This is a genomic window from Caenispirillum bisanense (assembly GCF_039523075.1).
Lineage (GTDB): Bacteria > Pseudomonadota > Alphaproteobacteria > Rhodospirillales > Rhodospirillaceae > Caenispirillum > Caenispirillum bisanense.
Genome location: NZ_BAAAEP010000027.1, coordinates 37,044 through 62,864 on the forward strand (window position 1 = coordinate 37,044; position 25,821 = coordinate 62,864).

Below are 25,821 nucleotides of genomic sequence, written 5' to 3' on the forward strand. Positions count from 1 at the left end.
GAACGGGCTTCCGCGCCCGCCGGTTGCAGCCGATCAGAGGCGGCAGGCGGCCAGGTCGAGCATGAAGCGGTCAAACCGCTTCTGGTCGAAGTCGTCCAGGATGGTGGCGAGCTTGGCCCGTTCTTCCGCCGGCAGGTCGTGCAGCGGCGAGAACAGGGCGTGGAACAGGGTGCAGAATTCCTCGTTGCCGAAGGGCGGCGGCGCCTCGCCGCCCATGGGCTTGGGGGCGGCGATGAACATGTGGGCGCCCAGGCTGATGGACGACGGGTGGTACTGCATCAGCTTGATGAACCAGTCGCGGCGGGCGTCGAAGTTCTTGAACGCCTTGACGATGGTCCACAGCACCTTGGCCTGCACGGCCCGCGCCTGCGGATCGGCATAGAACTGGTCCCAGGCGAAGTCCTCGCCCCGTTCCAGCTTCATCAGCTGGACGATCTCGCTGCAGGTTTCGGCGTAATGCTCCAGCTGCTCGCCGAGCGACAGCTGGAAGAAGTGGAACAGGTTGGGAAGGATGGAGCGGTCCAGCCGTTCGTCGTTGAACAGCCCGGCCAGCGGATGCACCATCAGCCGGCCGAGGGCGTTGCGGCGCAGTTCCTGCCGCGCGTCACGCTCGACCTCGTCGGCCAGGTGGACATAGGCCTGGTGGTAGAAGGCGTCGAACTCCGGGTTGGATTTCAGCGCCTCGGCCAGCGACCGCAGGGTGGCGACGTCGACATGGCCGTCCTTGGCCTTCGGCACCACGCCGGCCACCAGCGCATCCAGGATCTGCCCGGTCATCCGCCGCAGGTATTTTTCGCCGGAATGGCTCATCGTGAGGTCCTTCGCCCATCGGCTTACGCCCTAGGCCGGATCATGCCTGGAAACGGCAGCAGTGTGAAGGGGATGCCGCGCCACCGGCGCGGCGGGGTGAAGGGGATGCCGCACCCACGGGCGCCGGCGCGACGAGGGGGCATGGCGCCGCCGGCGCGGCGGCTGCTGCCTGTCGCGCGCGGCCGCCCCTGCCGCTGCAACCGGCGGGCGCCATCCCGCGTTGCGGCATCGGACAACGTCATCCGCCCGCTTCCGCCCCCGCCTTGCCCGCCGTGCGCCCCGAGGAGCCGTCATGGAACTCGACCCGCTGCTGCTGTCGCGCTTCCAGTTCGCCTTCGTGATCTCGTTTCACATCCTGTTCCCCGCCTTCACCATCGGCCTGTCCATCTACATCGCCCTGCTGGAGGTGCTGCACCTGATCACCGGCAAGGATGTCTGGGGACGGCTGTCGCGCTTCTGGATCAAGATCTTCGGCGTGTCGTTCGGCATGGGCGTGGTCTCGGGCATCGTCATGTCCTACCAGTTCGGCATGAACTGGAGCCGGTTCTCCGACGTCACCGGCAACGTGCTCGGGCCGCTGCTGACCTACGAGGTGCTGACCGCCTTCTTCCTGGAGGCGACCTTCCTCGGCATCCTGCTGCTCGGCCGCAACAAGGTGTCGCAGCCGGTGTTCACCTTCGCCGCCGTCATGGTGGCGCTCGGCACCCTGGCGTCGAGCTTCTGGATCCTGGCGGCCAACTCGTGGATGCAGACGCCCACCGGCTACGAGATCCTGCCCGACGGCAGCTTCGCGGTCACCGACTGGTGGCAGGCGATCTTCAACCCGTCGTTCCCCTACCGCCTGCTGCACATGGTCACGGCGGCCATGCTGACCACCGGCTTCTGCGTCATGGCGGTCTCGGCCTGGAAGCTGCGGCGCGAGGAATCGGTCACGGAAAGCCGCACCATGATGTCCATGACCCTGTGGCTGCTGCTGGTGCTGGCGCCGGCCCAGGCGGTGATTGGCGACCTGCACGGCCTCAACACCCTGGAACACCAGCCGGCCAAGCTGGCCGCCATGGAAGGCCACTTCCACACCAACCCGGAAGGCGAGCCCATGTCCCTCAGCCTGTTCGGCTGGCCGGACATGGAGCGCGGCGCCATGGCGTGGGACGTGGCGGTGCCTTACCTCGGCAGCATCATCCTCACCCATTCACTGACCGGCAGCGTCGTCGGCCTCGACCAGTTCGAGCGGACCGACTGGCCCTACGTGCCGCTGGTCTACTTTTCATTCCGGCTGATGGTCGGCATCGGCCTGTTCATGATCTTCATGGCCGTCGCCGGCACCGTGCTGCGCTTCGGCAAGCGCGGGCCGTGGGGCACCGGGTGGTATCTGGCGCTGTCGCAGTGGTGCCTGCCCATCGGCTTCGTCGCCATTCTGGCCGGCTGGGTGGTGACCGAGGCCGGGCGCCAGCCGTGGGTGGTCTACGGCCTGATGCGCACCGCCGATGGCGTCACCCCGACGCTCACCGGCGGCGATGTCGCCTTCAGCTTCGGGCTGTTCATCGTCGCCTATGCAGTCATCTTCCCGGCCGGCATCTGGTTCATCCGCAAGCTGGTGGTGAAGGGCCCGCCGCCGGAGCTGGAGCCCCTCGGCAAGGCGCCGGTGTTCGGCCAGAAACAGCCGGCGGCCTTCGGCGCCGACAGCTCGCGCCCCCACAAGGGCGGCTTCTGACCCGCCAAAGGAGCCCGGATCATGGACAGTCTCGACCTTACCCTGATCGCCGCCGGCATCCTGGTGCTGGGTGTCTTCATGTACGTGCTGCTGGACGGCTTCGACCTGGGCGTCGGCATCCTCTACCCGCTGGCGCCGTCGGAGCACTGCCGCGACCTGATGATGGACAGCGTGGCGCCGGTGTGGGACGGCAACGAGACCTGGCTGGTGCTGGGCGGCACCGCCCTGCTGGCCGCCTTTCCGCTGGCCTATGCGGTGCTGCTGCCGGCCTTCTACATCCCGCTCATGCTCATGCTGATCGGGCTCATCTTCCGCGGCGTGTGCTTCGAGTTCCGCGCCCAGGGCGGGCCGTCCAAGGGCTGGTGGACCACCGGCTTCTTTGCCGGCTCGCTGCTGGCGACCATCGCCCAGGGGCTGGTGCTCGGCACCTTCATCCAGGGGGTGGAGGTGACGGGGCGGCAGTTCAGCGGCGATGCCTTCGGCTGGTTCTCCGCCTTCTCGTTCCTGTGCGCGGTCGGTCTGGTGTGCGGCTATTCGCTGCTCGGCGCCGGCTGGACCATCCTGAAGACCGAGGGCATCACCCGCGACTGGGCCTGGACCCTGGTGGCGCCGCTGACCATCCTGGTGCTGGTGATTGCGGTGGTGGTGTCGCTGTGGACGCCGTTCCTGCACGAGTGGATCATGGGCCGCTGGTTCGAATGGCCGCGCATCCTGTTCGTGGCGCCGGCGCCGCTGGCCGGGCTGGTGCTGGCCGGGGTGCTGCTGCGGTCCGCCCGCACCCGCAACGACAAGGTGCCCTTCCTCGCCACCCTCGGCCTGTTCCTGGCGAGCTACTACGGCCTTGGCGTCACCCTGTGGCCCTACGTCATTCCGCCCGACATCACCATCTACGACGCCGCCAGCGCGCCGTCGGCGCAGATCTTCGTGCTGGTCGGGCTGGCGGTGCTGGTGCCGGTGACGCTGATCTACACCGCCTATTCCTACTGGGTGTTCCGCGGCAAGGTGACCGGCGACGCCCACTACTGACGAAAAACCGGGCCGGTGAAACACCGACCCGGTTGTCCGTTGCCATCCTGAGCGCGATGCGTGTCAGGCGCAGCGGCGCACCGGCTCCGCCGTCCGCGCCTCGCGGGCGCGCAGACGGGCCTGTGCGCATTCCACATGCGCCCACACGATCGCAGGCGTAAGACCATCCCGCCGCATGACCAGCCGCACCACCTCGTCGGCCATCAGTTCATGCAGCGGCGGTTCCGTCCCGGCCTTTCCATAACGCCCACTCACGGCACTGTCCTCCCCGGACTTGGCTGGTTTGCTGCCGCACCATAACGCGCAACAGGGACCCTTTTATGACGCCTGGGTTTTTTGTTGATGACGCCCGGGCCGACGGTGCCTCCCCTGAGACCGCGACGGAACCGCCCGAGCGCTGCGACCAGACGGCGTCCCCTGCCTGGATGCGGACAATGAAACACTTCCTGCACGGTACGGTTCCAGCAGGCTTGAAAAAAATTGCGCGTGCATAATGCCGCAGGATACTTGCCTTTTAGTTGCGGACCCCATGGACGCCCCCCTACTGCCGGTTCCGGGCCTCCTGCATGCGGCGGGTTTCCTCCGGCCACTGGGCCTTGATGTAGGCGAGCACGGCCCAGATTTCGCGGTCGCTCAGCACGTCCTCGAAGGCCGGCATGTTGGAGCGGTAGCCGGCGGGGGCGAAGTGCTCGATGCCGTATTTAGTGATCTCGAACAGCTGCTGGTCGGGGTGATGCCAGGTGTGGCCGCTCTCGTCATGGGGCGGTGCCGGCAGGGTGCCGTCGGCATTGCGGGTGCGCCATTCCGGCTCGCCTTCCAGATTGGCGCCGTGGCAGGAGGCGCAGTGCGTGGCGTAGACCTCGCCGCCCAGCGCCACCAGCGTTGCGTTGCCGGTATCGGCGTGCAGGGGGCTGCCCTCGCCGCCCGCCGACCACCACGCCCCCATCCCGACCACGCCTAGCACGGCCAGCAGCAGGCCGATGATCACGACCTGCATGAGGTAGGAGGGAGCATAGGCCATGGCTGCCGATCCTGTGGTTGCGGACGATGGGCTCTCCCCACGAATGCAGGGTCGCCGGGCGGCGCTGTCAAGGGGCAGGCAGCCGCAGCCGGCGGTAGAGCGGGGTCAGCAGCGCCGGCAGGATGTAGATGGGGAACTGGCCGAGGGCGAAGTAGAGCGGCACGTCGGCATCGACGCCGGCCGGCAGCACCGCCAGCAGCAGCGCCATGTTGCAGTTGCCGCTCACCAGCCCGACGGTCAGCGCCGCCTGCCGGCCGGTGCGCCAGAACAGCACCGCCCCCGCCGCCTGCAGGCCGAGGTTGGCGGCGAAGCTGCCGAGGATGATGAGCAGGGTGCGGGCCGGGTTGGCCAGCAGTTCGGCCGTCACCCCGTCCATGATGGCGATGGCGAACAGCACCAGGAAGACGACGGAGGCGGCGTCGATGCCCGCCCCCCACGCCACCAGCCGCGCCCGCCCGAGCAGCCGCCGCAGCACCAGCGCCGCCGCCACGCTGCCGGCCACCAGCCCGGCCAGACGGACCATCAGCTCCCACGTCGGGATGTCGAGCGGCAGGTGGGCCAGCAGGTCGGCCGCCCACGGCGCCGTCAGCGGCATCAGCAGGGTCGACCCCACCACCACCACCAGCGCCAGCGAGGCATCAAGGCCGAGCAGCACCGCCAGCGCCGGCGACGACATGATGGGCGCCGACGCCGCCATCAGGATCACCGCCGCCTGCAATCCGGGGGAGATGGGCAGCGCCGCCACCGCCAGGGCCACCGCCGCCGGGGCGCCGATCAGCACCCAGGCCAGCGCCAGCCCGACCCGCCCCGGCCGGCGGCCGTAGGCGAGCACCGCCGTCCAGTCCATCCGCAGCATGGACAGCACCAGCAGCACCGCCACCGCCGGCGGCAGCAGCGGCCGCAGGGCCGCCGCCAGGTCCGGCAGGGCGAGGCCGGCGAACACGCTGCCGGCGAGGAACCAGCGCGACTGACGGACCAGAACGTCGGCGAGCCTGCCCATGGGGCGCCCGTCAGCCCATCATGATGCTGGGCAGGAAGGTGGCGATCTCCGGCACCGCCGCCACCAGCACCACCGCGAGCACCAGCAGCAGGAAGAACGGCAGCGCCGCCTTGGCGACATAGAGGATGTTCTTGCCCGTCAGCCCTTGCAGCACGAACAGGTTGAAGCCGACCGGCGGGGTGATCTGGCTCATTTCCACCACTAGCACCAGGTAGACGCCGAACCAGATGCGGTCGATGCCGGCCTGCTGCACCATCGGCATGATGACGGCGGTGGTCAGCACCACCACCGAGATGCCGTCGAGGAAGCAGCCCAGCACCACGAAGAACACCGTCAGCGCCGCCAGCAGCTCGAACTTGCTCAGCCCGAAGCCGCCGATCCACGCCGCCAGCTTGGCCGGGATGCCGGTGAAGCCCATGGCGACGGTCAGGAAGGCGGCGCCGGCCAGGATGAAGGCGATCATGCAGCTGGTGCGGGTGGCGCCCATCAGGCCATCCTTGAAGCTCTCCCACGTCAGCGACCCGCTCAGCCAGGCGATGAGCAGCGCCAGCGCCACGCCGACGGCGGCGGCATCGGTGGGCGAGGCCAGGCCGGCGTAGATGGAGCCGATGACGCCGGCGATCAGCAGCACCACCGGCATCAGGCCGAGGGTGCGGCGCAGCTTCTCCCGCCACGGCAGCGACGGCTCGCGCGGCGGCACGCTCGACGGCTTCACCAGCGCCCACAGCATGATGTAGCCCATGAACAGGCTGACCAGCAGCACGCCGGGCACGATGCCGGCGATGAACAGGCGGGCGATGCTCTCGTCGATGGCGACGCCGTAGACGATGAGGATGATCGACGGCGGGATCAGCAGGCCGAGGGTGCCCGACCCGGCCAGGGTGCCGATGGTCATCATCGGGTCGTAGCCGCGCTTCTGCAGCTCGGGGATGGACATCTTGCCGATGGTGGCCGCCGTCGCCGCCGACGATCCCGACACGGCGGCGAAGATGCCGCAGCCGATGACGTTGACGTGCAAGAGCCGCCCCGGCAGCCGGTTCATCCACGGCGCCAGGCCGGTGAACATGTCCTGCGACAGGCGGGAGCGGAACAGGATCTCGCCCATCCAGATGAACAGGGGCAGCGCCGCCAGCGCCCACGAATTGCTGGCGCCCCACACGGTGGTCGCCAGCACCTGGCCGACCGGGGCGGAGGTGAACAGCGCAAGGCCGATCCAGCCGACGCCGAGCAGCGACAGCGCCACCCACACGCCGGAGCCGAGCAGCACGAACAGGGCGCCGACAAGGAACAGGGTCAGGAGAATCTCGTTCATGACAGGCGGTGCCCTTCAGCGGTCGGCGGGGGTTTCGTCGAAGGAGTCGGCGAGGTCCGCCTCCGCCTGATCGAAGCTCGGCATGCGGCCGGTGAGGATGCGCACCACCTCATCGGCGAAGGAAATGGTCAGCACGATCAGCCCGAGGGTCATGCCCGACTGCGGGATCCACAGCGGCATCGGCACCATGCCGAAGGACACGTCGCCGAACTGCCAGCTTTCCAGCGTCAGCGAGGCCGCCCACCAGGCGAAATAGGCCGAGGCCACCAGCCCGACCGTGCAGCACCACAGCTCGATCACCTTGCGCACCGCCGGGCGGGCGCCCTGGATCAGCAGCTCCACCCGGATGTGGCCGCCGGCCCGCAGGGTATAGGCGAGCGCCAGGAAGCTGGAGGCGGCCAGGAACCAGCCGGTGAAGTCGGCGTAGGACGGCACCAGCAGGCCCATCGCCTCGCCGGTGATCCACTGGCTGAGCTTGCTGATGATGTTGGCGACCACCTGGGCGAGCACCACCAGCGCGATCGCCACGAGGAACAGCGCCGCCAGCACGCCGCTTGCGAGATAGAGGGTGTCCAGGGCCTTGCGCATGGGCCGGGGGGTCCTGTGCTGCGGGGAAACGGAAAGCCGGAACGGCAGCCGGAGCCGACCGGCCGCGCGCCGGGGGGACGGGCGCGCGGCCGGCGGCGGTCAGGCCGGCGTCAGTTGTTGCTGGCGCGGTAGGCGCCCAGCACCTTGGCGCCGTCGGCACCGGCGCTCTTGGCCCATTCGGAGGTCATGGTCTCGCCGATGTGGGCGAAGCCCTGCTTCAGCGCGTCCGACGGGGCCTCGACCGTCATGCCGTTGTCGGCCAGTTCCTTGGTCTTGGCCTCGGTCTCTTCCTTGCTCATCTCCAGGCCGCGGGCTTCGGCTTCGGCGGCGGCGTCCAGCACGGCCTTCTGGGTGGCTTCGTCCAGGCGGCGCCACGCCTTGTCGCTGACCACGATGATGTTGCGCGGCAGCCAGGCCTGGGTGTCGTAGTAGTGCGAGACGTAGTCCCACGCCTTGGTGTTGGCGCCGGTGGACGGCGAGGTGATCATGGCATCGACGCGGCCGGTGGCGAAGGCCTGGGCCAGATCGGGCGCCTCCACCTGGGTCGGCACGGCGCCGGCCAGCAGCGCCACCCGCTCGGTGGCGTTGTTGTAGGCGCGGAACTTGATGCCCTTGAGGTCCGACATCTGGGCCAGCGGCTGCTTGGAGTAGATGCCCTGCGGCGGCCACGGCACGGTGTAGAGCACCTTCAGGCCCTGCTTGCCGAGCGCGTCCTCGATGGCCGGGCGGGCAGCCTCCCACAGCTTGCCCGACTGTTCATAGTCGGTGGCGAGGAAGGGCACGCTGTCGACGCCGAAGATGGGGTTCTCGTTCTGCGCCTGCGACATCAGGAACTCGCCGATGGGCACCACGCCCGAGCGCACCGAGTTCTTGATTTCCGGGTGCTTGATGAGCGAGCCGGCGGGATGGACCTTGATGGTCAACTGGCCGCCGGTCTTTTCCGCCACGTCCGCGGCGAACTTCTGGATGTTCAGGGTGTGGAAGTTGTTGTCGGGGTAGGGCGTCGGCATGTCCCACGCGGACTGCGCCAGCGCCGGCGCGGCGCCCAGAATGGCAGCAAGGGAAGCGGCGGCGGCCAGCGACCGGGTCCGCCCAGCGAGAGCACTCCACATGTTCGACCTCTTTCTTGTGCTGATGTTAGAGGGGTGGAAAAAACTGTCGCCTGCCCGCAATATCCGAGTCAATGCTAGGGTTTTGTAGCGACAGGACATGATCTGAAAGGACCGGACGCGATGGCGCGCGGCATCGACTACGAGGTGATCGTCAAGGGCAACAACCTGAAGCTCCGCGAAGGCTTCCTGGCGCTCGCCAACGTCACCCTGATCCACACCCCTGACGGCCCGTGGCTGTTCGATTGCGGCCATTTCTCCAACCGCATCGGTCTGCTGAAGGGCCTGCAGCGGGCGGGGCTGACGCCGGCCGACATCAAGGTGGTGTTCCTCAGCCACCTGCACTTCGACCACGCCAACAACATCGACCTGTTCCCGCAGGCCCGCGTCATCGTCAGCCGGCGCGAGTTCGATTACGCCGCCGCGCCGCACCCCGACGACATCCTCATCCCCTGGCTGATCCAGGACCAGCTGCGCCGCCACGACCTGCACTTCGTCGACGGCGACGGCGAACTGGCCCCCGGCATCCGCCACATGGCCGCACCGGGCCACACGCCGGGCCTGCAGGTGCTGGTGCTGGACACCGACTCGAAGGGCACCGTGGTGCTGGCCGGCGACGCCATCAAGTACGTGAAGGAGGTCATGGCCCGGCGCTGCGACATGGCCTTCGACACCGCCGAGAACGGCACCGCCTCCATCCGCCGCATCCTGGACATGGCCGACCGCATCGTGCCCGGCCATTTCCCCGAGCTGCGGCGGGACGGCGACGCATGGCTGTGGGACGAGGCGGCAGAACTGCCCCTCCTCATCCGCTGAACCGGCGCCGCGAAACGTCGCTGCGTGCATGGGTGGAAATGCCTTCCTCTCTTGCGCGTCCCGCCCATAATGAGAAATCGTTGACAAAATGTCCACGTCTTATGACGATCCTGTCAACGATCCACCGCTCATCAGCAGGAGCCCCGTCCGGTCATGACCGCCTCCCCCACGTCCGCCGCCGCCCCGGTCGCCGCCCCGCCCGCCACCGGCCGCTGGCAGTTCTGGATCGACCGCGGCGGCACCTTCACCGACATCGTGGCGCGCCGGCCGGACGGTTCGGTGGTGACCCACAAGGTGCTGTCGGAGAACCCGGAGCAGTACAAGGACGCGGCGCTAAAGGGCATCCGCGACCTGCTCGGCCTGGATGCGGCCGCGCCGGTGCCGGCGGAGGCCATCGAGGCGGTGAAGATGGGCACCACCGTGGCCACCAATGCCCTGCTGGAGCGCAAGGGCGACCGCACCCTGCTGGTCACCACCCGCGGCTTCGCCGATTCGCTGCGCATCGGCTATCAGGCGCGGCCGCGGCTGTTCGACCGCAACATCCAGCTGCCGGAAATGCTCTACGAGCGGGTGGCGGAGATTGACGAGCGCGTGCGCGCCGACGGCACCGTCGAAACGGCGCTCGATCTGGAACAGGCGGAAACCGAGCTGAAGGCGGCCTACGACGCCGGCATCCGCGCCTGCGCCATCGTGTTCATGCACGGCTACCGCTACACCAGCCACGAGAAGCAGGTGGCCGACCTCGCCCGCCGCATCGGCTTCACCCAGGTCTCCACCAGCCACGGCGCCAGCCCGCTGATGAAGCTGGTCGGCCGCGGCGACACCACCGTGGTCGATGCCTACCTGTCGCCGATCCTGCGCCGCTATGTCGATCAGGTGGCCGGCGAGCTGGGCGACGTGCGGCTGATGTTCATGCAGTCCAACGGCGGCCTGACCGACGCCCGCCTGTTCCAGGGCAAGGACGCCATCCTCTCCGGCCCGGCCGGCGGCGTGGTCGGCATGGTGCGCACCGCCGCCATGGGCGGGTTCGAGAAGATCATCGGCTTCGACATGGGCGGCACCTCCACCGACGTGTCGCACTACGACGGCGTCTACGAGCGCTCGTTCGAGTCGGTGGTGGCCGGGGTGCGCATCCGCGCGCCGATGATGAGCATTCACACGGTCGCCGCCGGCGGCGGCTCCATCCTGTTCTTCGACGGCAGCCGCTTCCGCGTCGGCCCCGACAGCGCCGGCGCCAACCCCGGCCCGGCCTGCTACCGCCGCGGCGGCCGCCTGGCCGTCACCGACTGCAACGTCATGCTGGGCAAGATCCAGCCCGCCTTCTTCCCCAAGGTGTTCGGCCCCAACGCCGACGAGGCGCTGGACGGCGACGTGGTGCGGGCCAAGTTCACCGAACTGGCGGCCGAGATCGAGGCCAAGCTGGGCGAAAAGCGCACGCCGGAAGAGGTGGCGGAAGGCTTCCTGACCATCGCCGTCGAGAACATGGCCAACGCCATCAAGAAGATCTCGGTGCAGCGCGGCTACGACGTCAGCGAGTACACGCTCGCCTGCTTCGGCGGCGCCGGCGGCCAGCACGCCTGTCTTGTGGCCGATACGCTCGGCATGAACTCGGTCTTCATCCATCCTTACGCCGGGGTGCTGTCGGCCTACGGCATGGGCCTCGCCGACCTGCGCGCCATGCGCGAGCGGTCGCTGGAGGTGAAGCTGTCCGACGCCGCCATGGCCGACATCGCCGCCACCCAGGACGAACTGGAGGCCGAGGCGCGCGCCGAACTGGCCGGCCAGGGCGTGGAGGAACGGCAGACCACCGTCATCCGCCGCGTCCACCTGCGCTATGAAGGCACCGACACCGCCATCGTGGTGGAGGCCGCCGACAAGGCCGCCATGATCGCCGCCTTCGAGGACAACCACCGCCAGCAGTTCGGCTTCGTCATCGCCGGCCGCGGCTTCATCGTCGAGGCCGTCTCGGTCGAGGCCATCGGCGCCACCGAACAGGCGGAAGACCCGGTCATCAGCCGCCCCGCCGACGCCGCGCCGCAGCCCGCCGCCGCCGACGAGGTGAAGATCTACAGCGGCGGCGCCTGGCACGCCGCGCCGGTCTACCTGCGCGAAAGCCTGCACGCCGGCGACCGCGTCATGGGCCCCGCCATCATCATCGAATCCACCGCCACCACGGTGGTGGAACCGGGCTGGTCGGCCGAGCTGAACACCCGCAACCACCTCGTCCTCACCCGCGTCACGCCGCGGCCGAAGCGCGTCTCCATCGGCACCGAGGCCGACCCGGTGATGCTGGAGGTGTTCAACAACCTGTTCATGTCCATCGCCGAGCAGATGGGCGCGACGCTGGCCAACACCGCCTATTCGGTGAACATCAAGGAGCGGCTGGACTTCTCCTGCGCCATCTTCGACGCCAGCGGCAATCTGGTCGCCAACGCGCCGCACATGCCGGTGCACCTGGGCTCCATGGGCGAGTCGGTGCGCACCGTCATCCGCGAGAACGGCGCCGTGCTCAAGCCGGGCGACGTCTACGTGCTGAACGCCCCCTACAACGGCGGCACCCACCTGCCCGACGTCACCGTCATCACCCCGGTGTTCGACGACGCCGGCGAGGAGATCCTGTTCTTCGTCGCCAGCCGCGGCCACCACGCCGACATCGGCGGCATCACGCCGGGCTCCATGCCGCCCGACAGCACGACGGTGGACGAGGAAGGCGTGCTGCTCGACAACCTGAAGCTGGTGGAAGACGGCCGCTTCCTGGAAGACGAGATCACCGCCGTCCTCAAGTCGGGCAAGTACCCGGCCCGCAACCCGCACCAGAACATCGCCGACCTGCGCGCCCAGGTGGCCGCCAACGAAAAGGGTCTGCATGAACTGAAGCGCATGGTGGAGCACTTCGGCCTGAACGTGGTGAAGGCCTACATGGGCCACGTGCAGGACAATGCCGAGGAAAGCGTCCGCCGCGTCATCGGCCGCCTGACCTCGGGCGACTTCGCCTATGAAATGGACGACGGCGCGGTGATCCGGGTGAAGATCTCGGTGGATGCGGCCAGCCGCTCCGCCACCGTCGACTTCACCGGCACCAGCGACCAGCGCCCCAACAACTTCAACGCCCCCAACTCGGTGGCGCGGGCGGCGGTGCTGTACGTCTTCCGCACCCTGGTGGACGACGACATCCCCATGAACGAGGGCTGCCTGAAGCCGGTGGAGCTGATCATCCCCGAAGGCTGCATGCTCAACCCCGTCTACCCGGCCGCCGTGGTGGCCGGCAACGTGGAGACCAGCCAGGTGGTGGTGGATGCGCTCTATGGCGCGCTGAAGGTAATGGGCGCCGCCCAGGGCACCATGAACAACCTCACCTTCGGCAACGAGCGCTATCAGTACTACGAAACCATCTGCGGCGGCGCCGGGGCGGGGCCGGACTTCAACGGCTGCTCCGCCGTCCACACCCACATGACCAACAGCCGCCTCACCGACCCCGAGGTGCTGGAGTGGCGGTATCCGGTGCTGCTGGAGAGCTTCGGCATCCGCCAGGACTCGGGCGGCGCCGGCCGCTTCCGCGGCGGCGACGGCACCGTGCGGCGGCTGCGCTTCCTGGAGCCGATGACCGTCGCCATCCTCTCCAACCGCCGGCGGGTCGCCCCCTACGGCATGGACGGCGGCGAGCCCGGCGCCCCTGGCCGCACCCTGATCGAGCGGGCGGCCGGCGGCACCCAGGAGCTGGGCTCCACCGACCAGACCGAGATGCACCCCGGCGACGTGGTGGTGGTGATGACGCCGGGCGGCGGCGGTTACGGCAAGGCCTGACGTGAAACGGGGCGGCCCTTCGCGGGCCGCCCCTTCCCTTGCCGGGCCGCAGGGATCACGAGGGGTCGGGCCAGAACTCGGCGTCCATGATCTGCTCGAAGGTCCAGGGGCAGGTGGCGGGGAAGGTCGTTTCCGGCAGGCCGGTCTCCAGTTGGGCCTCGCCGAGAGCCCTTCTGTAGGCGCGCATCATGACCTCTGTGACCTGAGCTGACAGGCTCGGGTTATCGTTCAACAGGTCTGCAATATCAAATCGCTCAAGGCGGATGGTGGTTTGCCACGACAACCCTTGCAGCACCGGCTGGAACTGCCACTTCAGCAGGTGCAGCAGCAGCACCGTCAGCCGGTTGACCAGTTCGCGCTTCTCGGCCTTGCCCATGCTTTCGATTTCCTCGGCGATGTGCTCGATGTCGGCGGCGGAAAGCTTGCCGGCCCGCAGCAGGGCGGCCTGTTCGTTGGCCCAGGCATAGAAATCCTGGTCATACAGGGCGGATTTGGACATGGTGCTGGTCCTCCAGGGCCTGAGGCAGGATGCTCGTCACGAATGGTCCGGCCAGAACTCGGCATCCATGACCTGCTCGAACGACCAGGGGCAGGTGGCGGGGAAAGCGGACTCCGGCAGGCCGGTTTCGTCGGCGGCCTGGATCACGGCGGTGACATGGGCGTCGGCGATGGCCTCCGGCACCTTCGGCTTGAGGCTCGGGTTGTCCCTCAGGTGGCGGGCCAGTTCCAGGCGCTGGACGCGGATGGTGGCCCGCCACGAGTTGCTCCGCCGCACCGGCTGGAACTGCCACTTCAGCAGGTGCAGCAGCAGCACCGTCAGCCGGTTGACCAGTTCGCGCTTCTCGGCCTTGCCCATGCTCTCGATTTCCTCGGCGATGTGCTCGATGTCGGCGGCGGCGAGCTTGCCGGCCCGCAGCAGGGCGGCCTGTTCGTTGGCCCAGGCATAGAAATCCTGGTCATACAGGGCGGATTTGGACATGGTGCTGGTCCTCCATCTCTGGTTCGAGAGATAACAGCCGGGGCATGGACCAGCAAGGGCGCCGGCGCCCTGCCCTCGCCGCCCCGACCGCCGTCGACAGAAAGGAGTTCCCATGGACGCCAAGCCGCGCCGCATCGTCTCCTCCGCCCATCTGGTCAGCGAGAAAGCCGCCGAACTGTCGGAGTTCGAGTTCGGCCTGATCATCGCCTACCACGCCTTCTCGCGCTGGATGGTGCGCTGCATGGCGGCAGCCGGCTACCCCGACCTGTCGCAGCTGGACGTGCTGGTGCTGCATTCGGTCAACCATCGCGACCGCGACAAGCGGCTGGCCGACGTGTGCTTCACCCTGAACGTGGAGGACACCCACCTGGTCAGCTACAGCCTGAAGAAGCTGGAGGCCGCCGGGCTGGTGGAGCGCACCAAGCGCGGCAAGGAAGCCTGGTTCCGCACCACCGAGGCCGGCCACACCGCCTGCGACGCCTATCGCCAGGTGCGGGAGGAATGCCTGGTGGAAAGCTTCCAGACCATGGGCCTCGACACCCGCGCCATCGGCGAACAGGCCGGCAAGCTGCGCGCCCTTTCCGGCCTCTACGGCCAGGCGGCGCGGGCGGCGACGGTGCTGTGAGGCGCCCGCTCCCCACCCGCTGCCGCCTTCAATCCGCCATGTTCACGGACTAGTCATAGGCAGCCCGTGCATCCTGGCTTTGCTGGTGGTATGGTGCCGCGTCTTCGGCGGCCCGCCATCGGGTGGGGATACCGAAGGCGGGAGATGGGAGAATACCGGCCGGGCGCGGGGTGCGCCGAGCGGCCGTTCGCCAAGGCGAGAGGAGCCCTGAATGAGTTTCCGTTTGAGTGTTCCGAGCATGCGCGCCACCGTCGTGGGGGCGGCGGCCATTCTCGGGGTGGCGCTTGCCGCTGCGCCTGCCGTGGCGCAGACCCAGGGCGGCGCCCAGGGGAATGCCCAGATCGGGCAGACCTACGGCAGCTGGACCGGGGCCTGCGAAACGCTGCCCGGCGGCGCCGGCACCGAATGCTTCATCTTCCAGAACGTCAAGGACGCCCAGAGCGGCCGCCCCATGATGTCGCTGAAGGTCGGCTACTTCGGCCCGAACAATGAACCGGCGATCCTCGCCGACCTGCCGACCGGCGTGCTGATCCCGCCGGGTGCCGGCTTCGCCGTCGATGGCGGCAGCGAGGTGCGCGTGCCCTATCAGATCTGCACGCCGGGCCTGTGCCGCGCCATCGTGCCGCTGAACGACCAGATGATCAGCCGCATGAAGGGCGGCAAGGCGATGAACGTCAACTTCATCACCGCCGCCGGCAAGAAGATGGGCGAGGACGCCTCGCTCTCCGGCTTCACCGCCGGCTGGGACAGCGTGAAGAAGTAAGCGCCCCGGCATCGCCGCCGCGCAAACGGAACGGGCCGCTCCTGGGGAGCGGCCCGTTGTCGTTTGCGGGGCCGGCGGTCCGGTGTCGTTTGCGGGGCCGGCCGGGGAGCCGGCGGCCCGGTGTCTTTGCGGAGCCGGCCGGGGGGGCCGGCGGCGCGGTCAGCCTTCGCCCAGCATCATGTCGGCCCCGTCCTCGGCATTGGCGGCGCGGATCAGCTTGGCGCGGCTGGTGACGTTGTAGGCCCGCAGGATGGCCGTCACGTGCGCCTTCACCGTCGCTTCCGACAGGTTGAAGCGGGTGGCGATCTCGCGGTTGCTCAGGCCTTCCAGCACCAGGGCCAGCACGTCGCGTTGGCGGGCCGTCAGGCTGTGGCGGGGCGAGCGGGACGCCCCGTGGCCGCCGTGGCCGTCGGCATGGGCGGCGTGCTCCGCCACCATGGACGGAATGTAGATGCCGCCCTGCAGCACCAGCCGGATGGCGGCCAGCAGCACCGCTTCCGGCGCCGTCTTGGGAATGAAGCCGGATGCCCCCTGCTCCAGCGCCTTCAGCGCCAGCCGCGGGTTTTCATCCGCCGTCAGCACCACCACCGGCACGGTCGGCGCGATGGTCCGCACCTGAGTCAGGCCCTGCAGGCCGCTGGCCCCGGGCATGCGCAGGTCGAAGACCACCAGGTCAAGGTCCGGCGTGGCAGTCACCCGCGCCACGGCTTCATCAAGGGTTCCGGCCTCGTCCAACGTCACGTTACCCAGTTGCGACAGCGTCGCACCCAGGGCCCGCCGCACCAGCGGATGATCGTCGGCAATAAGAATCCGGACAGGTCTGTCGGTCATTTGCGAAGGAGCCCCCCGTAAGCGTTCCATCCGCCCGCGCCCCCGTCGGCGCGATCGGCCTCATTCCCCCACCCGAAGCTATTATTCCCGAAAGCAATTTGGGAATATACTACCCTTTGGTATAAGATCGATCAAGGAGAGGCAAAAATACGATGGAAAGAAACGGCGGCCACAACGAAGCGTAACAATGGCACCAGTATAGCGAAAGCAGCCGGGGGCCGATGCACGATTACTGTACCGCAACGACTGAAAATAACTCTCATCCACACGTCGCGGCAGCCACATCAGGGGCGCCGATATGCCAGCCCTGGGCGAAATCGATTCCCATCGCCGCCAGCGCCGTGAGGGTGTCGGCATCCTCCACGAACTCGGCGATGGTGCTGATGCCGAATTCCTTGGCCATGGCGTGGATGTGGCGCACCATCACGCGGTCGCGCGGGTCGCTGCACAGGTGGCGCACCAGACTGCCCTCGATCTTCACATAGTCGACGTCGAGGAACTTCAGGTAGACGAACGACGAGAAGCCGCTGCCGAAGTCGTCCAGGGCGAAGCCGACCTTGTGGCCGCGCATGCTGTCGATGATCTTCACCAGCCGGTCGAAGTGCGGCAGCGCCTCGCGCTCGGTGATCTCGAACACGATGCGGCTCGGCTCCACCCCAGCGGCGCGGGCCTTGTCGGGCACCGCCTGCATCCAGTCGGCGGCGGCCAGGGAGCGGCCGGACAGGTTGAAGAACATCTTCATCTGGCGGTCGGGGTGGGCGGCCAGCACCCGCAGGCCCTTGTCGAACACCCGCTCGTCGATTTCCCGCGTCAGCCCCAGCTCGTCCGCCGCCTCAATGAAGTCGGCGGCCGGCTTGAGCCCGGTGGCGGTACGCACCCGCGCCAGCACCTCCAGGGCGAACAGGCCGCCGTCGGCGACCCGGTGGATGGGCTGGAACACCGGCTCGATGGCATCGGCGGCCAGCGCCTCCTGCAGCATGCGGCCCTTCTGGAACACCGCCATGACGGCATCTTCCTCGCCGCTGTCGAGGGTCGCCACCCGGTTCTTGCCCAGGCGCTTGGCCTTGTACATGGCGACGTCCATGGCGATGGTCAGCTTCTCCACCGTCGAGCCGTTCTCGGGGTAGGAGACGAGGCCGAAGCTGGCATGGGCATGGGCCGCCCCCACCGGCAGGCGGATCACCGTATCGGCCAGGGCGCGGCACAGGTTCTCGGCGGCGATGCGGGCCTGATCGGGCGTCGTCTCGGGCATCAGCACCGCGAACTCGTCGCCGCCGAGCCGCGCCACCACGTCGGTGCGGCGCATGCGGCGGTCGAGGATGCTCGCCAGTTCCTTCAGCGCCAGGTCGCCGACCGGGTGGCCGTAGGTGTCGTTGATGCCCTTGAAGTCGTCCAGGTCCAGCATGATCAGGCTGAACTGGTGGCCGTGGCGGTGGGCGCGCGCCACCTCCATGCGCAGGAAATCCTCGAACTTGCGGCGGTTGTAGAGCTTGGTCAGCGGGTCGCGCTGGCTGAACTCCTCCAGCTTGTCCTGGTATTCCTGGATGGTGCCGAGCAGCCGGTTGAAGTGGTTCGACAGGCTGTTGACCTCGCGCAGGTGGGTGCCCTGGGCGATGCGGCGGTTGAGGTCGGTGTGGGCGATGATGTCGTCGATGACGCCGACGAAGTCGGAAATGGGCTGGGCGACGAAGACCCGCAGCTTGAAGTACAGCGCCAGGAACAGCGTCGTCAGGATCAGCGTGAAGTAGATGATTACCGACTTGATGACGAAGCCGACGGAAACCTTCAGGTCGGTGATGGGATAGCTGATGTCCACCACCCCGTTGACCTGGCCGATGTTGGCCACATGGCAGCTCAGGCACTCGTCCCGCACCAGCACCGGATAGATGTAGCGGATGTGGTGTTCTTCCGTGCGCAGCACCGGCTCGGCGGTGCGGAAGGCTTCCGCCACCAGCGGGTCGTTGTCGCGCAGCAGCGCCTCGCCGGGCAGGTCGCCGTACTGGGCGATGACGGGCGTGCCGCGGAACACCCGGATCTCGGTCCCCGGCTGGCTTTCGTTCAGGCGGGCGACGATGTCGCCGATCTCGTCCTTGGTCCAGCCCTTGCGCATGGCGGCATAGAGCGACTGGAAGATCAGTTCCGAGGTCTGGCGGGCCTCTTCCTGGGCGAGATCGCCCACGGCGCGGCGTTCGACCACGGTCGACATCACCAGCACCACCACCACCGCCAGCGCCATTGCCGCCATGGACAGCAAGAAGACGAACTGGCCGATGCTGAGCGTGCGGACCGTGCGCGCCAGAAAGGACTTCATGACCCTGTACCTGCCCGAAAACGCCCGGCGCCACTGCCCCCGCAGCGGCCGTTACCGTCGCGCGGCAGCATGCAATATTTCGGCTAAAATTTCCACAAAGGTCTTACGCCCGTGCATGCCCCACGCGCACGCCTGGGGCGTCGGCGCCTGCACTCGGTGCTACAGGCCGCAGGCCGGCAGCAGCGGCAGCACCTGCGCGGCCGGAACCCCGGTGAGGGCGGCCAGACGGCGGGCGAGATCGCGCCGGTGGGGGTCGAGGGCAGCCATCCGTTCCGCCTCCGCCGCGGCGACGGCCTCCTGCTCCGCCGGCGACAGCGCCCGCGCCAGCCGGTCGGCCAGGGCCGGGGCGAGCGGCGGCTCGACGCTCTGCGGGCCGCGGCCGAGGGGCGGCAGCAGGTCGACGACTGTCTCGGCCGCCAGCCCCACTGCCTCGCCCGCCCGCGCCGCCAGGGCCAGACGCGCCTCCCGCAGCCGGCCCACATGGTCGCGCACCGCCTGGGTGACGGCCCAGGCCTCCGGCGGGGTCAGCGGCCGCTGCAACTCGGCCGCCAGGGCGTCGCTCAGCACCGCCGACGACGATTGCGCCAGCGCCGGACGCGGGCCGGCCACGGCCGCCAGCGCCGCCGCCATCAGCATGGCGGTGGCGACCAGCACGGCGGCACGCCGCCGCAGGGGGAGTGTCAGTCGGATCATGGCGGCTAGATAATCCACCGCCACCGGCTTGGGAAGGGTCTCGTCACCGGCCGGCGTCACCCGACGCGGCCGAGCCTCAGCCCTGGGCGAAGGGCGCCGATATGGCGGTCAGGATCGCACCGCTGACCGCCAGCAGGATCGCCTGCCGGTCGAGCGGCTTCACCGCCACCTGGCGGTATCCGGTCATGGCCCACGACGTCAGCGTATAGAGCGTCGGCAGCGACACCAGGAATGCAAGGAAGGAGATCATCCTTGCCTCCTCTCTCAGTTGCTCACGACAAGGATCATGGCACGGCGGGAGTCACGGCTCAACAGTTTGTATTTGAAGTATTTGTTGCTCGAACGCGCGGAATCGCTGTTCCGCTGCCCGCTTCCGCACGGAAAAAGGGCCGCCCCATGGGGCGGCCCTTCTCCTGCAAACGTGGTCGGTAAGGGCTTAGAAGCCCATGCCGCCCATGCCACCCATGCCGCCCATGTCGGGGGCACCCATGGCTTCCTTCTTCTCCGGCAGCTCGGCCACCATGGCTTCGGTGGTGATGAGCAGGCCGGCGATGGAGGCGGCATCCTGCAGCGCGGTGCGCACGACCTTGGTCGGGTCGATGATGCCTTCCTTCACCATGTTGACGTAATTGCCGTTCTGGGCGTCGAAGCCCATGTCGACGTCGTTGCCTTCCAGCAGCTTGCCGGCGACCACGGCGCCGTCATGGCCGGCGTTCTCGGCGATCTGACGCAGCGGCGCCTGCAGGGCGCGGCGGACGATCTCGACGCCGACCTTCTGGTCGTCGTTGCCGACCTGGACCGACTCCAGCGCCTTGATGGCGTAGAGCAGAGCAACGCCGCCGCCGGCGACGATGCCTTCCTGCACGGCCGCGCGGGTGGCGTGCAGGGCGTCGTCAACGCGGTCCTTGCGCTCCTTCACCTCGACCTCGGTGGCGCCGCCGACCTTGATCACCGCCACGCCGCCGGCCAGCTTCGCCAGACGCTCCTGGAGCTTCTCGCGGTCGTAGTCGGAGGTGGTTTCGTCGATCGCGGCGCGGATCTGGTTGCAGCGCGCCTCGATGTCGTCCTTGGAGCCCACGCCATCGACGATGGTGGTGGTTTCCTTGGTGATGCTGGTCTTCTTGGCCTGGCCGAGCATGTCGAGCGTGACGCTCTCCAGCTTGATGCCCAGGTCTTCGGAGACGACTTCACCGCCGGTCAGGATGGCGATGTCCTGCAGCATGGCCTTGCGGCGATCGCCGAAGCCCGGAGCCTTCACGGCCGCGACCTTCAGGCCACCGCGCAGCTTGTTGACGACCAGGGTCGCCAGGGCCTCGCCCTCGATGTCCTCGGCGATGATCAGCAGCGGACGGCCGGACTGCACGACGGCTTCCAGGACCGGCAGCAGCGGCTGCAGCGAGCTGAGCTTCTTCTCGTGGATCAGGATGTAGGCGTTGTCCAGATCGACGGTCATCTTCTCGGCGTTGGTGATGAAGTACGGCGAGAGGTAACCACGGTCGAACTGCATGCCTTCGACGACGTCCAGCTCGGTCTCAAGGCCCTTGGCCTCTTCCACCGTGATGACGCCCTCGTTGCCGACCTTTTCCATCGCCTTGGCGATGATTTCGCCGATTTCCTTCTCGCCGTTGGCGGAGATGGTGCCGACTTGGGCGACCTCGGCGGAGGTGGAGATCTTGCGGGTGCGGCCGGCGATGTCGGTGACCACGGCCTGGACGGCCAGGTCGATGCCGCGCTTCAGGTCCATCGGGTTCATGCCGGCGGCGACCGACTTGGCGCCTTCACGGACGATGGCCTGGGCCAGAACGGTGGCGGTGGTGGTGCCGTCGCCGGCGATGTCGGCGGTCTTGGAAGCGACTTCCTTGACCATCTGGGCGCCCATGTTCTCGAACTTGTCCTTCAGTTCGATTTCCTTGGCGACCGAGACGCCGTCCTTGGTCACGCGCGGGGCGCCGAAGGACTTCTCCAGCACCACGTTGCGGCCCTTCGGACCGAGGGTAACCTTCACCGCGTCGGCCAGGATGTCCACACCGCGCAGCATGCGGGCGCGGGCGTCGACGCCGAACTTCACTTCCTTGGCAGCCATTGGCTCAAATCCTCTAGCAGATGCAGGGTAAACCGGACTTCAATGGGTCGGAGCGAGGCGCGCAGCCTTACTCGACGATGCCCATGACGTCGGTTTCCTTCATGATCAGCAGGTCCTGACCGTCGATGGTGACTTCGGTGCCCGACCACTTGCCGAACAGCACCTTGTCGCCGACCTTCACGTCCAGGGCGACGATCTTGCCGTCGTCGCCACGGGCGCCCGGGCCCACGGCGATCACTTCACCCTGCTGGGGCTTTTCCTTGGCGGTTTCCGGGATGATGATGCCACCCCGGGTCTTCTCTTCGGCTTCGAGACGCTTGACCAGAACACGGTCATGCAGCGGGCGAAACTTCATGGAAATCCTCCGTCGCTGGGGGAAAGTCCCAGTGCGATTGAAACAATGAGACGAACGATACGGGGACCGGAGACGCTGTTAGCACTCCCGCCCGATGAGTGCCAACACAGGTATGCGCAAGCGGCACCGCTGTCAAGCGTCGCACGGTGACAGTGCGGCCACACCCGCCATCCGGAAGGGGTATCAGCCCTGGCCGGCGGCGCCGTCGGAGCCCTCGGCGGCGGCAGCGGAAGCGGCGGCCAGGCGGGCGCGCTTGCGGTCGCGGCGGATGCGGCGCCACAGCCAGACCCCCAGCACGCCCGAAATCACGAACAGCACCACCGACAGGGTGATGCGCAGTTCCGGGTCGACATGGATGCCCGAGCCGAGCAGGGCGAAGATCACCGTCTGCGGCAGGTAGCCGAGGGCGGAGCCGGCCAGGAACGGCCGCGCGCCGACGCTGGTCACCCCGGCCGCCAGGTTGGTGATGACGTTGGACCCGACCGGCAGGAAGCGGATCAGCAGCGTCATGCTGAACGGATTGCCGCGCAGGAAGGCATCCACCCGCGCGATGCGGGGGCCGAAGCGGTGGCGGACGAAGGCGCGGCCGAACAGGCGGGCATACCAGAAGGCGCCGGCGCAGCCGATGCTCTGGGCCAGCAGCGCCCACACCACGCCTTCCCACAGGCCGAAGGCATAGCCGCCGCCGAAGGCCACCATCTGGCGCGGCAGGCCGACGCCGGTGAGCAGCGCCCCCGCCGCCACGAACACCAGCTCGCCCCAGAAGCCGCGGCCGCGCACCTGGGTGTCGAGCCAGGCGGGGTCGAGCATCTCCACCACGCCCACCTCGCGGGCGGCGTAGCCGATGGCGACCAGGCCGGCGATCATCGCCAGCCCCTTCAGCAGCGACCGCAGGCCCGAGGCGGCGCCGGGGGCAGCGGCGGCGTCGGTGCCGTCGTCGTCGTCGAACTCGTCGGAGGTGGCGGTCATGAAGGCGGGATCAGTCGTGACGCTCGATCACCGGCCGGCGGGCGCGCGACTGCAGCCAGGCGACGCCGAACAGGTCGACGATGCCCACCCACAGGCGGTTCCACAGGCCGTACTTCGACACCCCCCGCTCGCGCGGACGGTGGTTGACGCGCACGCTGACCACCTTGCCGCCGGCGCGGATCATCAGCGCCGGCAGGAAGCGGTGCATGTGGTCGAAGCGCGGGAAATCCAGGAAGGTCTGGCGGGCGAATAGCTTGAGGCCGCAGCCGCTGTCGGGGGTGGAATCCTTCAGCATGGCCGAGCGCACGGCATTGGCCACCTTCGACGACATCCGGCGCAGGCCGTTGTCCTGCCGCTTCTGGCGGTGACCGGCGATCATCACCAGGGCGGCGTCGGTGGCCGAGGCGGCGGCTTCCTGATCGCGGCGGCGGATCATGGCGGGGATGTCGGCCGGGTCGTTCTGGCCGTCACCGTCCAGGGTGGCGATCCAGGCGCCGCGGGCCAGCCGCACGCCGGTAGCGACCGCCTGGCTCTGGCCGCAGCTGGCGGCATGGCGCACCACCCGCAGGCGCGGGAAACGGGCCTGGGCGTCGCGCAGCCGGGTGGGCGTGTCGTCGTCGGAACCGTCGTCGACATACACCACCTCGAAGTCGATGAAGCCTTCGAGGGCGGCGTGGATTTCCTCCACCAGCGGCAGGATGTTCTCCGCCTCGTTCTTGACGGGCACCACGACCGACAGGTCGGGAACCATGGGCAGGTCCGACGACAGGGGCGCCGTCGGCATGCTGGACTCGTTCATGGGCGGTGGCCGGACTCGCTCGGGACATACGACCGGGGTCTTTTATACCTGCCGGGGAGCGGCTTCAAACGGATTCGGGTGGAAGGACGGCGGCGACCAGCCCGCGGGCCCGGGCCTCGGCGCCCGCGCATTCGACCAGCAGGGCGTCCCAGTCGTCGGGAGGATGGCCGCCCAGCAGCATCTGGCGAAACACGGCATAGGGATCGTTGCGGCCGCCGCTGGCGCGCTGGCCGTCCTCATCATTGACCCAGGCATAGACAATCACCCGCTCCGCCGCCCGATAGCGGAAGAACAGGCGGTAGCGCTGGAACAGCTTGGCGCGGAACCAGTGCCGGTGGCTGCCGCCAAGGGTATTGCCCTGGCGGTAGACCTCCCGCGTCGGGTCCGCCGGGATGTCGTCCAGCAGCAGCCGGACCAGCCCGGCAAGCAGGCGGGCGGAGCGCTTTCGCCGCCAGCCGTCCGGATCGCGCGCCCTGGCCCGCTCCACCTGGACCAGCAGGGCCTCAAGCTCGTCCAGCAGCAGGGGGTGGAAGACCAGCCGCCAGCCGTTGGCGACAAGGGGCTGCCGGCCGCTCATCGGGCGGCGCCGTCCGCATCCTCGCCCGCATCGTCGTCATCATCATCGGGCAGCGGCGCGTCGGGATCGACCTCGACCCCCGCCACCGCCTCGCGCAGCCGGCGCCCCAGGTCGGCATCGGCCACGACCAGACGGTCGGGGCGGTGCGCCATGTCGTCCTCCAGCAGCTGGAGAAAGCGCCCGAGAACCGGATCCGGCACCTCTTCGACCGGGGCCGGCTCCTTGCGTGCCACCACCACGGTACCGTCGTCGAGGGCACGGAACACGATGGCATCGCGCTTGCCGAGCCGCAGCACCGAGCGGATGGCGGCCGGCACGGTGGTCTGGCCGCGCTCGGTCACGGTGGCTTCGACTTCCAGGATGGTCATGACGGTGCTCCCGCTGGTGGTCCGATCAAGGTAATGCATTTGCATTGTGGCGCAACCCCACCCCCTTACCCGACACCCCCGCTCGGCTTTCCCTTTGACCTCGGGCGGCGGGCGTCCCATCATCGGGGCGTGTTCCGGTTTCACGGCGGAGGCAGCCGCGCATGCAGTCGTCCATCGCACTCGACCTTCCCTCGGCTCCCCATCCGGTCGGGCGGGCGGCGGCGCAGAGGCGGGCGGTGGCGGTGTGGCTGTTCGTGCTGTGCGCCATGGTGGCGGTGATGGTCGGGCTCGGCGGTGCCACCCGGCTCACCGATTCCGGCCTGTCCATGGTGGAGTGGCAGCCGCTGACCGTGCTGCCGCCGCTGACGGAGGCCGACTGGCAGACCACCTTTGAGAAGTACCGCCAGTTCCCGGAATACCAGAAAAAGAACTACGGCATGACCCTGGCCGAGTTCAAAGGCATCTTCTGGCTGGAGTACCTGCATCGCCTGTGGGGCCGCGCCATCGGCGTGGTCTTCGCCCTGCCGTTCCTGTGGTTCCTGGCCCGCGGCGCCATCGACCGGCCGCTGGCGCTGAAGCTCGGCGGGCTGTTCGTGCTGGGCGGGCTGCAGGGCCTCGTCGGCTGGCTGATGGTCAAGAGCGGCCTGGTCGACCAGCCCATGGTCAGCCCGTTGCGGCTGGCCGCCCACCTGGGCCTCGCCTTCCTCATCCTGCTGCTGATGCTGCGGCTGGCGGTCGACCTGTGGCTGCGGGAGACCGTCGCCGTCCCTGCCACCGCCGCCGTCCGCCGCCTCGCCACCCTCACCCGCGCCTTCGTCGCCTTCGCCTTCGCGGTGGTGCTGTCGGGGGCGCTGGTGGCGGGGCTGGATGCGGGCCTGACCTACAACACCTTCCCGCTCATGGACGGCCGGCTGGTGCCCAACGGCCTGCACCTGCACAGCCCGTGGTGGGTGAACCACCTCGACAACGTGACCATGGTGCAGTTCCAGCACCGGCTGCTGGCGGTGACGGTGGTAGGGGCCGCCCTGCTCCTGGCGGCCTGTACGTGGCGCCAGGGGGAGGCGGTGCCGGCCCGCGCCCGCCACATGGCGGCGGCGGTGGCGGCGCTGGCGCTGGCGCAGATGAGCCTCGGCATCGCCACCCTGCTGCTGGTGGTTCCGGTGAGCCTGGGCGTCGCCCATCAGCTCGGCGCCCTGGCGCTGCTGTCGGCGGCGACCGTGCTGCTGCGGCTGCTGCGCACCCCGCCGCCGCCGCCGGCATCGCCGGGC

Annotated in this window: 26 protein-coding genes; 7 read left to right on the forward strand and 19 right to left on the reverse strand. The window is 68.6% G+C overall.

The window, feature by feature from the left end:
* Window positions 1-33: 33 nt before the first annotated feature.
* A complete protein-coding gene (locus tag ABD056_RS13215) occupies window positions 34-810 on the reverse strand; it encodes a hypothetical protein (RefSeq protein ID WP_343867304.1) in 777 nt (258 codons plus the stop codon).
* A gap of 292 nt (window positions 811-1,102) precedes the next feature.
* On the opposite strand from ABD056_RS13215, the gene ABD056_RS13220 reads away from it, so the two are divergent.
* Window positions 1,103-2,524 (forward strand): cytochrome ubiquinol oxidase subunit I, encoded by a 1,422-nt coding sequence (locus tag ABD056_RS13220; protein ID WP_343867306.1) that lies wholly within the window; start codon window positions 1,103-1,105, stop codon window positions 2,522-2,524.
* Window positions 2,525-2,545: 21 nt separating this feature from the next.
* A complete protein-coding gene (gene cydB / locus ABD056_RS13225; protein WP_343867307.1) occupies window positions 2,546-3,550 on the forward strand; it encodes a cytochrome d ubiquinol oxidase subunit II in 1,005 nt (334 codons plus the stop codon).
* Between the two features lie 63 nt (window positions 3,551-3,613).
* Here the strand turns inward: cydB and ABD056_RS13230 are convergent, their stop codons facing one another.
* The 6 genes from ABD056_RS13230 to ABD056_RS13255 form a co-directional block, all read right to left on the reverse strand.
* Window positions 3,614-3,805 (reverse strand): hypothetical protein, encoded by a 192-nt coding sequence (locus ABD056_RS13230; protein WP_343867308.1) that lies wholly within the window; start codon window positions 3,803-3,805, stop codon window positions 3,614-3,616.
* 286 nt (window positions 3,806-4,091) lie between these two features.
* Window positions 4,092-4,571, reverse strand: a complete 480-nt coding sequence (locus ABD056_RS13235; RefSeq protein ID WP_343867310.1) for a c-type cytochrome — start codon at window positions 4,569-4,571, stop codon at window positions 4,092-4,094.
* Between the two features lie 67 nt (window positions 4,572-4,638).
* Window positions 4,639-5,571, reverse strand: coding sequence for a hypothetical protein (locus tag ABD056_RS13240; RefSeq protein WP_343867312.1), 933 nt, complete (start codon window positions 5,569-5,571; stop codon window positions 4,639-4,641).
* 10 nt (window positions 5,572-5,581) lie between these two features.
* On the reverse strand, window positions 5,582-6,883 hold the full coding sequence (locus ABD056_RS13245; RefSeq protein ID WP_343867313.1) for a TRAP transporter large permease: 1,302 nt from the start codon (window positions 6,881-6,883) through the stop codon (window positions 5,582-5,584).
* A 15-nt stretch (window positions 6,884-6,898) separates the two neighbouring features.
* Entirely contained in the window at window positions 6,899-7,471 is a 573-nt protein-coding gene (locus ABD056_RS13250) for a TRAP transporter small permease (protein ID WP_343867314.1), read from the reverse strand.
* Between the two features lie 110 nt (window positions 7,472-7,581).
* A complete protein-coding gene (locus ABD056_RS13255; RefSeq protein WP_343867315.1) occupies window positions 7,582-8,583 on the reverse strand; it encodes a TRAP transporter substrate-binding protein in 1,002 nt (333 codons plus the stop codon).
* Between the two features lie 120 nt (window positions 8,584-8,703).
* Here ABD056_RS13255 and ABD056_RS13260 point away from each other — a divergent pair, with 120 nt between their 5' ends.
* Together ABD056_RS13260 and ABD056_RS13265 are read left to right on the forward strand one after the other, a co-directional pair.
* Window positions 8,704-9,396 (forward strand): N-acyl homoserine lactonase family protein, encoded by a 693-nt coding sequence (locus ABD056_RS13260; protein WP_343867316.1) that lies wholly within the window; start codon window positions 8,704-8,706, stop codon window positions 9,394-9,396.
* Between the two features lie 153 nt (window positions 9,397-9,549).
* Window positions 9,550-13,200 (forward strand): hydantoinase B/oxoprolinase family protein, encoded by a 3,651-nt coding sequence (locus ABD056_RS13265; protein ID WP_343867317.1) that lies wholly within the window; start codon window positions 9,550-9,552, stop codon window positions 13,198-13,200.
* Window positions 13,201-13,255: 55 nt separating this feature from the next.
* Here ABD056_RS13265 and ABD056_RS13270 read toward each other — a convergent pair whose 3' ends face one another.
* Window positions 13,256-13,699: a DUF29 domain-containing protein gene (locus tag ABD056_RS13270; protein WP_343867318.1), complete on the reverse strand. Its 444-nt coding sequence runs from the start codon at window positions 13,697-13,699 to the stop codon at window positions 13,256-13,258.
* Window positions 13,700-13,735: 36 nt separating this feature from the next.
* Window positions 13,736-14,179, reverse strand: a complete 444-nt coding sequence (locus ABD056_RS13275; RefSeq protein WP_343867319.1) for a DUF29 domain-containing protein — start codon at window positions 14,177-14,179, stop codon at window positions 13,736-13,738.
* A gap of 112 nt (window positions 14,180-14,291) precedes the next feature.
* Between ABD056_RS13275 and ABD056_RS13280 the strand changes: the two genes are divergently transcribed.
* Both ABD056_RS13280 and ABD056_RS13285 read left to right on the forward strand, forming a co-directional pair.
* Window positions 14,292-14,804 carry a winged helix DNA-binding protein gene (locus ABD056_RS13280; RefSeq protein WP_343867320.1) on the forward strand — a complete coding sequence of 171 codons (513 nt, stop codon included), beginning with the start codon at window positions 14,292-14,294 and terminating at the stop codon, window positions 14,802-14,804.
* 238 nt (window positions 14,805-15,042) lie between these two features.
* Entirely contained in the window at window positions 15,043-15,567 is a 525-nt protein-coding gene (locus tag ABD056_RS13285; protein WP_343867321.1) for an invasion associated locus B family protein, read from the forward strand.
* Window positions 15,568-15,726: 159 nt separating this feature from the next.
* On the opposite strand, the gene ABD056_RS13290 is transcribed toward ABD056_RS13285, so the two are convergent.
* The 10 genes from ABD056_RS13290 to ABD056_RS13335 form a co-directional block, all read right to left on the reverse strand.
* The gene (locus ABD056_RS13290) at window positions 15,727-16,398 is read right to left on the reverse strand and encodes a response regulator transcription factor (RefSeq protein WP_343867322.1); all 672 of its coding nucleotides are present in this window, start codon (window positions 16,396-16,398) and stop codon (window positions 15,727-15,729) included.
* Window positions 16,399-16,657: 259 nt separating this feature from the next.
* Window positions 16,658-18,709, reverse strand: coding sequence for a putative bifunctional diguanylate cyclase/phosphodiesterase (locus ABD056_RS13295; RefSeq protein ID WP_343867323.1), 2,052 nt, complete (start codon window positions 18,707-18,709; stop codon window positions 16,658-16,660).
* A gap of 159 nt (window positions 18,710-18,868) precedes the next feature.
* The gene (locus tag ABD056_RS13300; protein WP_343867324.1) at window positions 18,869-19,462 is read right to left on the reverse strand and encodes a hypothetical protein; all 594 of its coding nucleotides are present in this window, start codon (window positions 19,460-19,462) and stop codon (window positions 18,869-18,871) included.
* A gap of 16 nt (window positions 19,463-19,478) precedes the next feature.
* Window positions 19,479-19,652 carry a hypothetical protein gene (locus ABD056_RS13305; RefSeq protein ID WP_343867326.1) on the reverse strand — a complete coding sequence of 58 codons (174 nt, stop codon included), beginning with the start codon at window positions 19,650-19,652 and terminating at the stop codon, window positions 19,479-19,481.
* 186 nt (window positions 19,653-19,838) lie between these two features.
* On the reverse strand, window positions 19,839-21,485 hold the full coding sequence (groL, locus tag ABD056_RS13310) for a chaperonin GroEL (RefSeq protein WP_343867327.1): 1,647 nt from the start codon (window positions 21,483-21,485) through the stop codon (window positions 19,839-19,841).
* A 67-nt stretch (window positions 21,486-21,552) separates the two neighbouring features.
* Window positions 21,553-21,840 (reverse strand): co-chaperone GroES, encoded by a 288-nt coding sequence (gene groES / locus ABD056_RS13315; RefSeq protein WP_343867330.1) that lies wholly within the window; start codon window positions 21,838-21,840, stop codon window positions 21,553-21,555.
* A 183-nt stretch (window positions 21,841-22,023) separates the two neighbouring features.
* Window positions 22,024-22,809: a TVP38/TMEM64 family protein gene (locus tag ABD056_RS13320; RefSeq protein ID WP_343867332.1), complete on the reverse strand. Its 786-nt coding sequence runs from the start codon at window positions 22,807-22,809 to the stop codon at window positions 22,024-22,026.
* Between the two features lie 10 nt (window positions 22,810-22,819).
* On the reverse strand, window positions 22,820-23,608 hold the full coding sequence (locus ABD056_RS13325; protein ID WP_343867334.1) for a glycosyltransferase family 2 protein: 789 nt from the start codon (window positions 23,606-23,608) through the stop codon (window positions 22,820-22,822).
* A gap of 64 nt (window positions 23,609-23,672) precedes the next feature.
* Complete coding sequence (locus tag ABD056_RS13330; RefSeq protein WP_343867336.1) at window positions 23,673-24,185, reverse strand: type II toxin-antitoxin system YhaV family toxin; 513 nt, start codon at window positions 24,183-24,185, stop codon at window positions 23,673-23,675.
* Entirely contained in the window at window positions 24,182-24,553 is a 372-nt protein-coding gene (locus ABD056_RS13335; protein ID WP_343867338.1) for a type II toxin-antitoxin system PrlF family antitoxin, read from the reverse strand. Before ABD056_RS13335 ends, ABD056_RS13330 begins: the two co-directional genes overlap by 4 nt.
* A 161-nt stretch (window positions 24,554-24,714) precedes the next feature.
* On the opposite strand from ABD056_RS13335, the gene ABD056_RS13340 reads away from it, so the two are divergent.
* A partial coding sequence (locus ABD056_RS13340) for a COX15/CtaA family protein (protein ID WP_343867339.1) occupies window positions 24,715-25,821 on the forward strand: 1,107 nt, incomplete at its 3' end.

Bases quoted from the DNA above. Each gene is read 5' to 3' on its own strand.
- groL (WP_343867327.1), bottom strand. From the start codon at position 21,485: ATGGCTGCCAAGGAAGTGAAGTTCGGCGTCGACGCCCGCGCCCGCATG.
- ABD056_RS13275 (WP_343867319.1), bottom strand. From the start codon at position 14,179: ATGTCCAAATCCGCCCTGTATGACCAGGATTTCTATGCCTGGGCCAAC.
- ABD056_RS13235 (WP_343867310.1), bottom strand. From the start codon at position 4,571: ATGGCCTATGCTCCCTCCTACCTCATGCAGGTCGTGATCATCGGCCTG.
- ABD056_RS13270 (WP_343867318.1), bottom strand. From the start codon at position 13,699: ATGTCCAAATCCGCCCTGTATGACCAGGATTTCTATGCCTGGGCCAAC.
- ABD056_RS13320 (WP_343867332.1), bottom strand. From the start codon at position 22,809: ATGACCGCCACCTCCGACGAGTTCGACGACGACGACGGCACCGACGCC.
- ABD056_RS13260 (WP_343867316.1), top strand. From the start codon at position 8,704: ATGGCGCGCGGCATCGACTACGAGGTGATCGTCAAGGGCAACAACCTG.
- ABD056_RS13295 (WP_343867323.1), bottom strand. From the start codon at position 18,709: ATGAAGTCCTTTCTGGCGCGCACGGTCCGCACGCTCAGCATCGGCCAG.
- ABD056_RS13285 (WP_343867321.1), top strand. From the start codon at position 15,043: ATGCGCGCCACCGTCGTGGGGGCGGCGGCCATTCTCGGGGTGGCGCTT.
- ABD056_RS13220 (WP_343867306.1), top strand. From the start codon at position 1,103: ATGGAACTCGACCCGCTGCTGCTGTCGCGCTTCCAGTTCGCCTTCGTG.
- ABD056_RS13215 (WP_343867304.1), bottom strand. From the start codon at position 810: ATGAGCCATTCCGGCGAAAAATACCTGCGGCGGATGACCGGGCAGATC.
- ABD056_RS13305 (WP_343867326.1), bottom strand. From the start codon at position 19,652: ATGATCTCCTTCCTTGCATTCCTGGTGTCGCTGCCGACGCTCTATACG.
- groES (WP_343867330.1), bottom strand. From the start codon at position 21,840: ATGAAGTTTCGCCCGCTGCATGACCGTGTTCTGGTCAAGCGTCTCGAA.
- cydB (WP_343867307.1), top strand. From the start codon at position 2,546: ATGGACAGTCTCGACCTTACCCTGATCGCCGCCGGCATCCTGGTGCTG.
- ABD056_RS13330 (WP_343867336.1), bottom strand. From the start codon at position 24,185: ATGAGCGGCCGGCAGCCCCTTGTCGCCAACGGCTGGCGGCTGGTCTTC.
- ABD056_RS13255 (WP_343867315.1), bottom strand. From the start codon at position 8,583: ATGTGGAGTGCTCTCGCTGGGCGGACCCGGTCGCTGGCCGCCGCCGCT.
- ABD056_RS13240 (WP_343867312.1), bottom strand. From the start codon at position 5,571: ATGGGCAGGCTCGCCGACGTTCTGGTCCGTCAGTCGCGCTGGTTCCTC.
- ABD056_RS13335 (WP_343867338.1), bottom strand. From the start codon at position 24,553: ATGACCATCCTGGAAGTCGAAGCCACCGTGACCGAGCGCGGCCAGACC.
- ABD056_RS13290 (WP_343867322.1), bottom strand. From the start codon at position 16,398: ATGACCGACAGACCTGTCCGGATTCTTATTGCCGACGATCATCCGCTG.
- ABD056_RS13265 (WP_343867317.1), top strand. From the start codon at position 9,550: ATGACCGCCTCCCCCACGTCCGCCGCCGCCCCGGTCGCCGCCCCGCCC.
- ABD056_RS13325 (WP_343867334.1), bottom strand. From the start codon at position 23,608: ATGAACGAGTCCAGCATGCCGACGGCGCCCCTGTCGTCGGACCTGCCC.
- ABD056_RS13280 (WP_343867320.1), top strand. From the start codon at position 14,292: ATGGACGCCAAGCCGCGCCGCATCGTCTCCTCCGCCCATCTGGTCAGC.
- ABD056_RS13250 (WP_343867314.1), bottom strand. From the start codon at position 7,471: ATGCGCAAGGCCCTGGACACCCTCTATCTCGCAAGCGGCGTGCTGGCG.
- ABD056_RS13245 (WP_343867313.1), bottom strand. From the start codon at position 6,883: ATGAACGAGATTCTCCTGACCCTGTTCCTTGTCGGCGCCCTGTTCGTG.